At 70.6% G+C, this 12,218-nt stretch carries 15 protein-coding genes; 7 read left to right on the top strand and 8 right to left on the bottom strand.

All coding sequences use genetic code 11. From position 1 onward, the window contains the following. From ACFQS1_RS39850 to dnaK, 7 genes are all read right to left on the bottom strand, one after another. On the bottom strand, positions 1 to 363 hold a 363-nt coding region (locus ACFQS1_RS39850; protein WP_378978156.1), incomplete at its 3' end, for a Dps family protein. Between the two features lie 49 nt (positions 364 to 412). Further along, positions 413 to 829, bottom strand: coding sequence for a hypothetical protein (locus ACFQS1_RS39845; RefSeq protein WP_378978154.1), 417 nt, complete (start codon positions 827 to 829; stop codon positions 413 to 415). Positions 830 to 899: 70 nt separating this feature from the next. After that, positions 900 to 3,554, bottom strand: a complete 2,655-nt coding sequence (clpB, locus tag ACFQS1_RS39840) for an ATP-dependent chaperone ClpB (RefSeq protein WP_378978152.1) — start codon at positions 3,552 to 3,554, stop codon at positions 900 to 902. A gap of 7 nt (positions 3,555 to 3,561) precedes the next feature. Next, positions 3,562 to 3,879, bottom strand: a complete 318-nt coding sequence (locus ACFQS1_RS39835; RefSeq protein ID WP_378978150.1) for a chaperone modulator CbpM — start codon at positions 3,877 to 3,879, stop codon at positions 3,562 to 3,564. Further along, entirely contained in the window at positions 3,876 to 4,874 is a 999-nt protein-coding gene (locus ACFQS1_RS39830; RefSeq protein WP_378978148.1) for a DnaJ C-terminal domain-containing protein, read from the bottom strand. Before ACFQS1_RS39830 ends, ACFQS1_RS39835 begins: the two co-directional genes overlap by 4 nt. Before the next feature lie 15 nt (positions 4,875 to 4,889). Then, complete coding sequence (locus tag ACFQS1_RS39825) at positions 4,890 to 5,462, bottom strand: nucleotide exchange factor GrpE (protein ID WP_378978146.1); 573 nt, start codon at positions 5,460 to 5,462, stop codon at positions 4,890 to 4,892. A 37-nt stretch (positions 5,463 to 5,499) separates the two neighbouring features. Then, positions 5,500 to 7,389 (bottom strand): molecular chaperone DnaK, encoded by a 1,890-nt coding sequence (gene dnaK, locus ACFQS1_RS39820; RefSeq protein WP_378978144.1) that lies wholly within the window; start codon positions 7,387 to 7,389, stop codon positions 5,500 to 5,502. 343 nt (positions 7,390 to 7,732) lie between these two features. On the opposite strand from dnaK, the gene ACFQS1_RS39815 reads away from it, so the two are divergent. Further along, on the top strand, positions 7,733 to 8,149 hold the full coding sequence (locus ACFQS1_RS39815) for a hypothetical protein (protein ID WP_378978142.1): 417 nt from the start codon (positions 7,733 to 7,735) through the stop codon (positions 8,147 to 8,149). 63 nt (positions 8,150 to 8,212) lie between these two features. Here the strand turns inward: ACFQS1_RS39815 and ACFQS1_RS39810 are convergent, their stop codons facing one another. Further along, entirely contained in the window at positions 8,213 to 8,581 is a 369-nt protein-coding gene (locus tag ACFQS1_RS39810) for a MerR family transcriptional regulator (protein ID WP_378978140.1), read from the bottom strand. Positions 8,582 to 8,725: 144 nt separating this feature from the next. Between ACFQS1_RS39810 and ACFQS1_RS39805 the strand changes: the two genes are divergently transcribed. The 6 genes from ACFQS1_RS39805 (at position 8,726) to ACFQS1_RS39780 (ending at position 12,134) form a co-directional block, all read left to right on the top strand. Beyond that, the gene (locus tag ACFQS1_RS39805) at positions 8,726 to 9,151 is read left to right on the top strand and encodes an Hsp20/alpha crystallin family protein (protein WP_378978138.1); all 426 of its coding nucleotides are present in this window, start codon (positions 8,726 to 8,728) and stop codon (positions 9,149 to 9,151) included. A 171-nt stretch (positions 9,152 to 9,322) separates the two neighbouring features. Continuing rightward, on the top strand, positions 9,323 to 9,787 hold the full coding sequence (locus ACFQS1_RS39800) for an Hsp20/alpha crystallin family protein (protein ID WP_378978136.1): 465 nt from the start codon (positions 9,323 to 9,325) through the stop codon (positions 9,785 to 9,787). Between the two features lie 61 nt (positions 9,788 to 9,848). Further along, positions 9,849 to 10,346 (top strand): YflT domain-containing protein, encoded by a 498-nt coding sequence (locus ACFQS1_RS39795; protein ID WP_378978134.1) that lies wholly within the window; start codon positions 9,849 to 9,851, stop codon positions 10,344 to 10,346. Between the two features lie 79 nt (positions 10,347 to 10,425). Beyond that, positions 10,426 to 10,857 carry an Hsp20/alpha crystallin family protein gene (locus ACFQS1_RS39790; RefSeq protein ID WP_378978132.1) on the top strand — a complete coding sequence of 144 codons (432 nt, stop codon included), beginning with the start codon at positions 10,426 to 10,428 and terminating at the stop codon, positions 10,855 to 10,857. A gap of 34 nt (positions 10,858 to 10,891) precedes the next feature. Further along, on the top strand, positions 10,892 to 11,704 hold the full coding sequence (locus ACFQS1_RS39785; protein ID WP_378978130.1) for a mechanosensitive ion channel family protein: 813 nt from the start codon (positions 10,892 to 10,894) through the stop codon (positions 11,702 to 11,704). A gap of 136 nt (positions 11,705 to 11,840) precedes the next feature. Further along, complete coding sequence (locus ACFQS1_RS39780; RefSeq protein WP_378978128.1) at positions 11,841 to 12,134, top strand: transposase; 294 nt, start codon at positions 11,841 to 11,843, stop codon at positions 12,132 to 12,134. Positions 12,135 to 12,218 lie beyond the last annotated feature (84 nt).

Below are 12,218 nucleotides of genomic sequence, written 5' to 3'. Positions count from 1 at the left end.
CACGACACGCTGTCGAACACGTCCTGGCCTGGTCAGCCTTCCGGCAACTGTGCAACCAACGCGCCCGAGCCGCCCACTACCGCAAACGACTCGAACGCCTCGGAAGCTACGACCCGCCGTAGCAGTATTAGGGGCCACGCCGATCGCGGCACAGCGTTCGGCGATGGTGTCGGCGTGCGTGCGGGTGGTGTCGACGACCTCGTCGAGTTGCTGGTGCAGGCTGCGGAAGCGGGGGCCGGTGACGGTCCAGTGGGCCTGCTTGGCGACTAGGCCGAGGTCGATGAGGTCGACCAGGGTCTGTTGCAGCGCCGTCGCGGTGGCGTCGCGGGCCTGTGGTTCCAGCACGGAGTGGATGGTGGCCATGGCGGTGTCCTCCTGCCTGGATTGCGAAGGGTCTGCGGGGTAGGGATGCTCATCCGGCCAGCTTCGCGGCGTCGGCACGCTCGGGTGCGGTGCTCGTGGCGCGGTGGTGGGGTACGCCCCTGGTGAGCCGGCGCAGCGACGTCCCCGAGCGGTGCCGCCGTGCCGCCGGCTGGGTGGCGGCGGGTGGTTCGGTGCGTGGCGGCCATGGGTGGTGTGGGCAGTCGGGGTCGCACCACAGGGTGTGGTAGCCGCGGCGTTGCAGTTCGGCGTCGGCGAAGGCCATCCAGGCGGGTGGCTCGTACGGGGTTTCCCGGCCGGCGAGGTAGGCAGGGTAGTCGGGGTCACCGATCGGCCGGGCGCGTTTGTGAATGCACAGGTCGGCGAGGACGTCGTCGACCTGGTGCGGGGCGGCGGCAATGTGCAGGATCCACCGGTCGGTCACCGGCGGTGGCGGCTGCAACCACATGATGATCACCTCCAGCGGCGTGCTGGTCTTTGGGACACGTTCTTTGTCGGTTCGCCGGCGGCGCCGCCGCTTAGGCTGCCTGAGCGGCAGTGACCTCCTTCGGATGGTGTGGTGCGGTCCAGGCGACGGTCAGCCCGTCGCCCTCGGTGTGGTCGACGATCACGGTGGAGCCGTCGGCGACGTCACCGGCGAGCAGGGCGCGGCCGATCCGGGTCTCGACCTCGCGTTGCAGGTAGCGGCGTAGCGGCCGGGCGCCGTAGACGGGGTCGAAGCCTTCGGCGGCGATGTGCCGGCGGGCCGCCTCGGTCAGCTGGAGGTCCAGTTGCCGGTCGGCCAGCCGATGGCGCAGATCCTGCACGAGCAGGTCGACCACGCGTTCGATCTCAGGCAGGGTCAGCGGCTTGAACAGCACGACGTCGTCGACGCGGTTGAGGAACTCCGGCCGGAAGTGCGCGCGGAGCTCGTCCGTCACCTGGGTGCGGGCGTCGTCCTTGATCTCGCCGTCCGGCGTCACCCCGGCCAGCAGGTACTGCGAGCCGATGTTGGACGTCATCACCACGACCGTGTTGCGGAAGTCGACCGTACGGCCCTGCGCGTCGGTCAGGCGGCCGTCATCGAGGAGCTGCAGCAGGGTGTTGAAGACGTCCGGGTGGGCCTTCTCTACCTCGTCGAACAGCACCACGCTGTACGGCTTGCGGCGCACCGCCTCGGTGAGCTGGCCGCCCTCGTCGTAGCCGACGTAGCCGGGCGGGGCGCCGACCAGCCGGGAGACGGTGTGGCGTTCCTGGTACTCGCTCATGTCCAGGCGGATCATGTTGTCCTCGCTGTCGAACAGCGCCGCCGCGAGGGTCTTGGCGAGTTCGGTCTTGCCGACGCCGGTCGGGCCGAGGAACAGGAACGAGCCGATCGGCCGGCGCGGGTCCTTCACCCCGGAGCGGGCGCGGATGACCGCATCGGCGACCAGCTGCACCGCTTCGTCCTGCCCGACGACCCGCTCGTGCAGGATCTCGTCGAGCCGCAGCAGCTTCTGCCGTTCGCCCTCGACCAGCCGGGAGACCGGGATGCCGGTCCACCGCGAAACGATGCCCGCGATCTCGTCGTCGGTGACCACCTCGCGCAGCAGCCGGCGTACGCCTTGTTTACCGGTCAGGCGTTCCTCCTCGGCGTTCAGCCGGCGCTCGAGCTCGGGGAGCTTGCCGTGGCGCAGTTCGGCGGCCCGGTTCAGATCGTAGGCGCGCTCGGCGGCGTCCGCGTCGTGGCGTACCTGCTCGATCTCCTCCCGCAGCGCCTGGACCTTGCGGATGGCCGAGCGTTCGGCCTGCCACTGCGCCCGCATGGCATCGACTTCACCGCGCAGGTCGGCCAGCTCCTTGCGCAGCTGATCAAGCCGAGCCTGCGAGGCCGGGTCGTCCTCCTTCGCCAGTGCCGCTTCCTCGATCTCCAGCCGGCGCAACCGGCGATCGGCCTGGTCCAACTCGGCCGGCTGCGAGTCGATCTCGGTACGCAGCATCGCGCAGGCCTCGTCGACCAGGTCGATGGCCTTGTCCGGCAGGAACCGGTCGGAGATGTAGCGATGCGACAGCGTGACGGCGGCAACCAGCGCAGCGTCCTGGATCCGTACGCCGTGGAACACTTCCAGCCGTTCGCGCAGACCCCGCAGGATCGAGATGGCGTCCTCCACGCTCGGCTCGTCGACGAGCACGGGCTGGAAGCGGCGCTCGAGGGCGGCGTCCTTCTCGATGTGCTTGCGGTACTCGTCCAGGGTGGTGGCGCCGATCATGTGCAGTTCACCGCGGGCCAGCATCGGCTTGAGCATGTTCCCGGCGTCCATCGCGCCCTCGGCGCCGCCGCCGGCGCCGGCGACGGTGTGCAGCTCGTCGACGAACAGCAGGATCCGCCCCTCGGCCGCCTTCACCTCACTCAAGACGGCCTTGAGCCGTTCCTCGAACTCGCCCCGGTACTTGGCGCCGGCCACCAGCGAACCCATGTCGAGGGCGAACACGGTCTTGTCCCGCAGCCCCTCGGGGACGTCGCCGTGCGCGATGCGCTGCGCCAAGCCCTCCACGATGGCGGTCTTGCCCACCCCCGGGTCGCCGATGAGCACCGGGTTGTTCTTGGTCTTGCGGGACAGGATCTGCACCACCCGGCGGATCTCCGTGTCCCGCCCGATCACCGGGTCCAGTTTGCCGGCGCGGGCGTCGGCGACCAGGTCCCGGCCGTACTTGTCCAGGGCCTCGTAGGCGACCTCGGGGTTGGCGGAGGTGACCCGCTGGTTGCCGCGGATCCCGGTCAACGCCGACAGGAGCCGGTCGCGGGTCAGGCCGCGCTCGTGCAGCGCCCGCCCGGCCGCCGTCTGCGAGCCCTCCTCGGCCAGGGCGAGCAGCAGGTGCTCGACGGAGACGTACTCATCCTTGAGGCGCTTGGTTTCCCGGTCGGCGGTGTCCAGCAACCGCGACAGGCGCTGGGTGACGAACACCTGCCCGGGCTGCGAGCCCGGCCCGGACACGCGGGGCCGGCGGCCGAGTTCGGCTTCGACGGCGGCGCGGACGGCGTCGGGGTCGGCGCCGGCCTGCGCCAGCAGGCGCGGCGCGAGGCCGTCGGGTTGGTCGAGCAGGGCGAGCAGCAGGTGCTCGCCGTCGACCTCGACGTGCCCGAACCGTAGCGCTTTGGTTTGCGCGTCGTGCAGCGCTTCCTGCGATTTCTGGGTCAGGCGGTTGGCGTCCATCAGCTGATCACCTCCACGGTCCGTTCCGGCCGCTGCGTTCGGCGCGCAGTGCGGCCTCCAGGTGTTCGATGCGCTCGAGCAGCTCGAGGACCACCCCGAGCGCTGTGTAGTTCAAGCCGAGCCCGGCGCGGAGCCGGGTGATGCGGGCGGCCCGGGCCAGTTGCGTCGCGGGCAGTAGCGGCCCGGCGGGGCCGCGGACGGCGTCGAGCAGCCCGAGCGCGACCAGCCGGGTCACCTCGTAGGCGTCGAGGCCGGTCGCGGCGGCGAACTGGGTCACCGTCAAGGCCGATACCGGCGCCTGCCGGGCCAGCAGGTAGCGGGTCATGACCGGCCCCCTGATGAGGTTGCGGCCCGAGCATCGCGCGGGTCGAAGGTGGCGGTCTGCGCCAGGCGCTGCCACAGTTGCCGTTCGTCCGGCGTCACCTGAGCCGGGACGACGATCCTGACCTCGGCGTACAGGTCACCCGCGGCGCCGTTCGGGTGGGGCATGCCGCGGCCACGCAGCCGCAGCCGCCGCCCGGACGACGACCCGGCCGGTACCTGCACCTGCACCCGGCCGCCGGGGGTGTCCACCGGCACGTTCGCGCCCAGCACGGCCTCCCACGGGGCGACCGGCAGCGGCACGGTGATGTCGCGGCCCTCGACCCGGTACCGCGGGTGCGGGGCCAGCCGCACGATCAGGTACAGGTCGCCGCGCGGGCCACCGCCGAGCCCGGCCGAGCCTTGCCCGGCCAGCCGGATCCGTTGCCCGTCGGTCACGCCGGCCGGGATCGCGACGTCGAAGCTGCGCGGCCCCGACGGCGTTGGCAGCGTGATCCGCCGCCGCCCACCGGCGTACGCGTCCTCGACCGTGAGTTCGATCTCGGCCTCGCTGTCCGCGCCCGGCGCCGACACCCGGCCGCCCCGGCCGAACCCGCCGGACCGGCCGCCGAAGAGGCCACCGAGCAGATCTTCCACATCCACACCGCCGAAGCCGGCCTCGTCGAAGCCCGGCTCGCCGAACCCGGGGCCGCCGGTGTTGACGTACACCCGACGGCCCGCGCCGCGGAACGGGCCGGTCCCTGGAATGGGGCCGTCGTAGTCCTCCGGGATCTGCCGCCACTGCGCGCCGTAGCGGTCGTAGCGGGCGCGCTTCTTCGGATCCGACAGAACCTCGTAGGCCTCGTTGATGTCCTTGAACCGGTCCTCCGCGCCGGGTTCCTTGTTGATGTCCGGGTGGAAGCGGCGGGCCAGCTTACGGTAGGCGCGCTGAATCTCGTCCTGCCCGGCTGACCGCTCGACTCCCAGCACCTGGTAGTAGTCCTTCGTCGTGGTAGCCACCGCTTCACCCCCTTCCTAGCCGTCCTGCTCTTTCACGGCTTGCGCGACGGTGACCACCGCCGGGCGCACCAGCGTCCCGTCGTCGGCGGCGTAGCCCGCCCGGTGCACCTCGGTCACGGTGCCCGGTTGCACGCCGTCGGTGGCGGGCACCGATCCGGCGGCCTCGTGCCGGGCCGGGTCGAACCGCACGCCCGGGGTGTCGATGCGGTGGAAGCCGAGGCCGGCGAGCGCGTCGATCGCCTGGGCGTGCACCGCGCGGACCCCGGTGACGATCGCCTGCGGGTCCGCGTCGGCGTGCCGCAACGCCAGTTCCAGGTTGTCCAGGACCGGCAGGAACGCCGCCGCGGTGCGGGCCCGTTCGGTGCGGGCCTGCTCGGTCAGCTGCCGCTCGAACCGCTTGCGCAAGTTGTCCAGCTCCGCCACGGCCCGCCGCCACCGGTCCTCCAGCTCCAAAACCGTCGGCCCGGCATCCCGCGTGCCGGGTTCGGCCGGGGTGCCGGCCGGTGCGGTGTCCGCGCCGGCCGGCACATCGGCTTGCGCCGCAGCGTCCGCGTCGTGCGGGCGGGCATCGTGCTGGGCGCTGGTCATCTCAGGTCACCTCCCTGTGTCGCTCGCTCACTGCGGGTCAGCCGGCCGGGGAGTAGTCGGCGTCGATCACGTCGTCCTCGCCCGCGGCCGGACCCGCCGCCGTGCCTGCGCCGGCTCCGGTGGCGGTCGATCCTGCGGAGGTCGTGGCCAGGCCGTGCAGCATCTGCTGCAGGTCGGCCGTCAGGGACCGCAGCCGGTCGAGCGGGGCCGGGTCCTTGATCGCCTGCCGGGCGTCGGACACCAGCATCTCGGCGCGGGCCTTGTCGTGCACCGCCACGGCGTCGCCGAGCTCGGCCAGGCGCCGTTCGAGCTGGTAGGCGACCGCGTCGAGGGTGTTGCGGGCCTCCACGGCCTCGCGCAGCTTCGTGTCGTCGGCGCGGTGCCGTTCGGCGTCGGCGACCATCCTCTGCACCTCGGCCTCGTCGAGGGTGCCCGAGCCGGAGATGGTGATCTTCTGTTCGGCGCCGGTGGCGGAGTCCTTGGCGGAGACGTTGAGGATGCCGTTGGCGTCGATGTCGAAGGTGACCTCGATCTGCGGCACCCCGCGCGGCGCCGGCGGAATATTTTCGAGGCGCAGCCGGCCCAGGATCCGGTTGTCGGCGGCCTTCTCCCGTTCGCCCTGCAGCACGACCACGTCGACGGCGGGCTGGTTGTCCTCGGCGGTGGTGAAAGTCTCGGAACGGCGGGTCGGGATGGTGGTGTTGCGCTCGATCAGCCGGGTCATCAACCCGCCCAGGGTTTCGACACCCAGCGACAGCGGGGTGACGTCCAGCAGCAGGACGTCCTTGACCTCGCCCTGCAGCACGGCGGCCTGCACCGCGGCGCCGAGCGCGACGACCTCGTCGGGGTTGACCGACATGTTCGGCTCCTTGCCGCCGGTCAGCCGCTTGACCAGGGACTGCACGGCCGGGATCCGGGTCGAGCCGCCGACCAGGATGACCTCGTCCAGGTCGTTCTCGCTGATCTTCGCGTCCGCCAGGGCTTGGCGCACCGGCTGCAGGCACCGTTCCACCAGGTCCGCGGTGAGCTGGTCGAACTTGGCCCGGGTGATCGTGGTGATCAGGTGCTTGGGGCCGGACGCGTCGGCGGTGATGAACGGCAGGTTCACCTGCGTCTGGGTCACCGACGACAGCTCGGTCTTCGCCTTCTCGGCGGCCTCGTAGAGCCGTTGCAGCGCCTGCGGGTCGGCGCGCAGGTCGATGCCGTTGTCGCGCTGGAACTCCAGCGCGAGGTGATCCACGAGGCGGCGGTCGAAGTCGTCGCCGCCCAGGTGCGTGTCGCCGGCGGTGGAGCGGACCTCGACCACGCCGTCACCGACGTCCAGGATGCTCACGTCGAAGGTGCCGCCGCCGAGGTCGAACACCAGGACCGTCTCGTGGCCCTTCTTGTCCAGCCCGTATGCGAGCGCCGCGGCGGTGGGCTCGTTGATGATCCGCAGCACGTTCAGCCCGGCGATCCGGCCGGCGGCCTTGGTGGCCTGCCGCTGCGCGTCGTTGAAATACGCCGGCACGGTGATCACCGCGTCGGTGACCTTCTCCCCCAGGTGCTTGGCCGCGTCGTCGACCAGCTTGCGCAACACCTGCGCGCTGATCTCCTCCGGCGCGTACTGCTTACCCCGCACCGCGAAGCGGACCGCACCGTCGGGGCCGGCGGTCACGTCGTACGACACCTGATCGGCCTCGGTCTTGATCTCGGTGTGGCGGCGGCCGATGAACCGCTTCGCCGACGAGATCGTGCCCTTCGGGTTCAGCACCGCCTGCCGCCGGGCCAACTGCCCCACGAGTCGCTCACCCGAGTCGGTGAACGCCACCACCGACGGGGTGGTCCGGCCGCCCTCCGCGTTCGCGATCACCTGCGGCTGACCGCCCTCGTACACGGCAACGACGGAGTTGGTGGTGCCCAAGTCGATACCAACGGCGCGTCCCATGGTCAACCTCCTTCACATGGACGGGGGAATCGCCGAAGCTCTCACCTTCAACGAATAAAACTTGAGCCCAGTCCTGTCAACTCTTTCGTTGTGATCCAGTTCACATCACATCTGTCTGGCACTCGGCGGCGGCGAGTGCTAAATCATGGGTTAGCGCACCTGATCCGGTTGCGCGGGCCGGGACCGGTTCGGCCTGAGGCCCCTGATGATCGAAAGAGTTGCGCCCGCGGAGCTCCACGCCGCGGGCGCAGCCGCATTCCCGGCCGGCATGCGGCCCAGCCTGGCCGCACCTTCGGCCGGCATGGATACGGTCAGCGGCGGCACACATGGGATAGGAATGGCGGTGAAGGACGACGCGGGGGCGGCCGTGCCGCGTGAGAGGCAACCTCGGGAGGACCTGGTGCGGCGCGCCGCGCATCTGCTGCCCGAAGGCGCGCAGGTCCGGCAGGCGTTCATCTGCCAGTCGGCGCCGAACTTCCTGTTCTTCGTCATCACGTACCTGACCGGCCTCACCATGTTCTGGATCAAGTACCGGTGCGTGGCCGTCACCGACGACGCCATCTACGTGCTGGACAGCACCAAGTTCTCCGGCGGCGCCAACCCGCGACGCCTGATCGGCACCCTGCCACGCGCCACCCGGCTCGGCCCGGTCGCCGGCCGCTGGGCGAAGATCACCCTGCTCGGCGAGACCTGCTGGGTCCACCAGCGCTTCCACGCCCAGATCACCGCCGCCGACGAAGCGGCCGGCTTCGGCACCTGACCGGCCACAGCCAGCGCGGCACACGGCGCAGTGGCGCTCCTCGGACGGCCGACCGTAGATGTCTCACCGATGCGCGCCTCGCTCAACCATCGGCATTGTCCCGGCAGCGGCTTCGGAAAGCCTCCCTGCGCCGTCCCTGCCGGCGAGTCGGGCCTGCAGTGCCGACACCTGCGCCTCCAGCGCCAGGATCCGGCGGATACCGGTCAGGTTGATGCCCTCGGCGGCCAAGACAGCCGCCCGACGCACCAGCGTGACATCGCGCGGGCTGTACAGGCGCATGCCCCCCGCGGTGCGCGCCGGCTGCAGCAGCCCGGCCCGCTCGTAGCCGCGCAGCGTGGGTGCACCCAGACCGGTCATCTCGGTGACCACCGAAATCGGATACAGGCCCTCCGACTGCCACCGGGCGTCCAGGGCCGCCCCACCGGCGGCCACCGAAGATTTCTTGAACGATGGACTTGACGCTGCCATGACTTCGTTGTATCGGTAGAGACAAGTTGAGTCAATGCCACTCAACCACCGGGAGATCCCCGGGAACCGAAGACCCTTGGGTGAAGGAGCACCGAGGAGGAGATGACCATGCTGATGCGTACCGACCCGTTCCGCGACATCGACCGCGTCTTCGAGCAGCTCACCGGCACCGCCGGCCGGCCCGCGGTGATGCACGTCGACGCCGAGCGCGACGGTGACTGGTTCAACGTGTACTTCGACCTGCCCGGCGTCGACCCCGACTCGATCGAGCTGACCGTCGAGCGCAACGTGCTGCAGGTCAAGGCCCAGCGGCAGCGCACCACCAAGGACGGCGTCGAGACCGTGATCTCCGAACGGCCGATGGGCGTGTTCAGCCGGCAGCTGTTCCTGGCCGACACCCTCGACACCGACAAGCTCGAGGCCAGCTACGACAACGGCGTCCTCGAACTGCGCATCCCGGTCTCGGAGAAGGCCAAGCCCCGCAAGATCAGCATCGGCTCCGGCAGCACCGGCCGCAAGCAGATCAAGGCCTGACCCACACTCTCGCGGCCGTCGAGCCGCCTGCCATGACCTTTCTCCCGGTCACCTCCGAAGCGGCCCGGCACCCCCACCCCCGGGTGCCGGGCCGTGACCGGCCCCCATTCGTGCGCGCGCCGCGCAGACGACCCCGCACGACGCGCTGTGGACACACCTGTGGAGGAAGCGATGACACTTCCAATTCTGCGCTCCACCAACGCGGCGAGCACCCCCGCGGTCTATGAGCCGCTGCGCGAGTTCGCCCAGCTGCAACAGCGGATGACCGACCTGCTCTCCACCGTCCTTACCGGCAACCCGCTCACCGGCGCCGGCTGGACACCGCTGGCGGACGTCACCGAAACCGACGACGCCTACCTGGTCGAGATCGACCTGCCCGGCGTCGACCGCAAGGACCTCACCGTCGAGGTCGCCGGTGACCAGTTGCGCGTGACGGGTGAGATCGTCGAGAAGGAGAAGGTCGGCTGGCTGCGCCACCGTACCCGCCGCGTCGGGCAGTTCACCTACCAGACCCTGCTGCCCGGCGGCATCGACACCGAGCACATCAGCGCCGACCTGGCCGACGGCGTCCTGTCCGTACGGGTGCCCAAGACCGAGACCGCCAAGCCCCGCCGGATCACCGTCAACGCCGGCTGATCCCGCACTGAACACACCTGTTGTTCTGGCTGATTCGCCACCGAGAAGGAGGACAACCGCGATGACGCCGACCCTCGAAACCCCGACCACCGCCGCGCCCGCGCAGCGGGCCGTGGCCGCCTACCCCAGCTACACCGCCGCCGAACAGGCCGTCGACTACCTGTCCGACCAGCAGTTCCCGGTCGAACACGTCGCGATCGTCGGCCGCGGCCTGCACAGCTACGAACAGGTCACCGGCCGGCTCACCCTCGCCAAGGCCGCCGCGTACAACGCGATCGGCGGTGCCGTGCTCGGCGCCCTGTTCGGCTGGATCCTCGGCCTGTTCAACCTCATCAACCCGCTGGTCTCCGCGCTGCTGCTCGCCGTCAACGGGACGATCATCGGCGCCGTGCTCGGCGCCCTGCTCGGACTGGCCGCCCACACGCTCACCGGCGGCCGCCGCGACTTCGCCTCCATCAGCGGCATGCGCGCCGACAGCTACGAGGTCCTCGTCGACGAGACCCACGCCGAGCACGCCGCTCACCTGCTGGCCGGACCCGGCGCTCCGGGACGTAGCTGAGCACGACACATGGTGGTCCCGGCGGCCGGCGCGTCCGGTGCCGGGACCAAGACCTGACCCGAGGAGGTGAACGGACCCGATGACCACCACGATCAACGCCCCGGACCGTACCGCGCGCCGACACGGCCAGCCGGCCGCGCGGCACCGCCGCGCTCTCGCGCCGGACGTCCCGGTGGACGTCTACCAGTGCGACGACCACTACGTGGTGCTCTGTGACTTGCCCGGTTTGGATCCCGGCACCCTCGACGTCGCCGTCGACGGCACCACCATCATCATCATCCACGCCCAGCGCGGCGCCCCGCACATACCGGATGCCACGCGCGTGACCGGCCACCGTCCGTACGGCCACATCGACCAACGCATCCAGCTGGATCGGCCCGCCACCGGGCACGGCATCACCGCCACCTACACCGACGGGGTGCTCACCCTCACCATCCCGACCGCCGGGCCACGCGCCCGGCACGTGCACGACCACCGCTCACCCGCGCACGTCCTGCACGGCATCAACTGAACCCAGACCGCCGCCCACCTGACCACTGCACACCATGACCGCCCGACCCGTCACGCAACCTGCGCCCACCGGCTCCGCCGTCTACGTCTCCACCAACGCCCGACCGCGCCGCGCCGCCCCCGGCTGGCAACCCGCGATCCTCACCGTGCTCGCCGCCGGCGCGGCGGCCGTCGCCGCCGCCGGCGACCTGCACTCGCCGCACCTCACCGTCCGGCTCGTGGCCGCCGCCGGCACCGCCGGCTTCCTGATCACCGCGACCGCCGCCGTCCTGCGCGCCGCCGCCTGGCTGTCTACCATCACCGCCGCCCGCCTCGGGCCCACCCACGCCAGCGTGCTGCGTATCCTGACCGTCATCGCCGGTGCCGCCGTCACCGCCCTGACCACCCTCGGGCTGCTGGCCGTACCCGTCGGGAAGCTCCTGCTCGGCGGCGCGCTCACCGGCGCCCTGCTCGGCATCGCCGGGCAGCAGACTCTCGCCAACCTCGTCGCGGGCGTCGTGCTGCTGTTCACCCGCACCATCGCCGTCGGCGACCGCATCCGGCTGCACAACGGCACCCTCGGCGGCAGCTTCGAAGGCACCGTCACCGAACTCGGGCTCATCCACCTGCACCTGCGCACCGCCAACGAACCCTTGGTCATCCCGAACACCCAAGTCCTGGCCAGCGCCATCGCCGTGCTCGACCCGCAAGCCGCCCAACCCACCAGCCCGATCCCCCGACCCCGCCGCAGCATCCGCACCCGCCGCCGCAACGGGCTCCCAGCGCACAACACCGTGCTACGCACCACCCGCATCATGCCCGCCATCACCGACGCCACCACGGCGCCCACGCCAGACCCGGCCGGCTAAGCGAGCGTTGAGCAGCCACGAGGCAACGACACCGACATCGACACGTCGTCCCCGCAAACACCCGCCCTGAGCCGCCCTGGATCTTCCGGAGAGAGAACCAACTAAGATCTTTTCTCTTCGGGAAGGTAAAGGGGGAATGGTGATGGCGACGCGTAGGTCCTACACGCCGGAGTACAAGGACCAGATTGCCCGGATGGTGGTCGAGGAGTCTCGGGCGATTCCGTCGACGGCGCGGGAGATCGGCGTGAACGAGCAGACCTTGCGTAACTGGGTGAACGCGTATCGGCAGGCGCACGCCGGCGAGGAGCCGCCGCTGACGATTTCTGAGCGGGCCCGGCTGCGGGAGCTGGAGAAGGAAAACCGGGAACTCAAACTGGAGAAGGAGTTCCTGGGAAAAGCCGCGGCGTTCTTCGCCAGCGAGTATCGGTAGAAGCTCGGTACGAGCTGATCGACGCGGAGAAACGCATTCTCGGGCCGGATGGCCGGCCGAAGTACACCGTCGTGCGCATGTGCA

This window comes from Paractinoplanes rhizophilus, from assembly GCF_042664765.1.
GTDB classification, from domain to species: Bacteria; Actinomycetota; Actinomycetes; order Mycobacteriales; family Micromonosporaceae; genus Actinoplanes; species Actinoplanes rhizophilus.
Note: the sequence above shows the minus strand (reverse complement) of the source record. Positions and strands in the feature narration are given on the sequence as shown.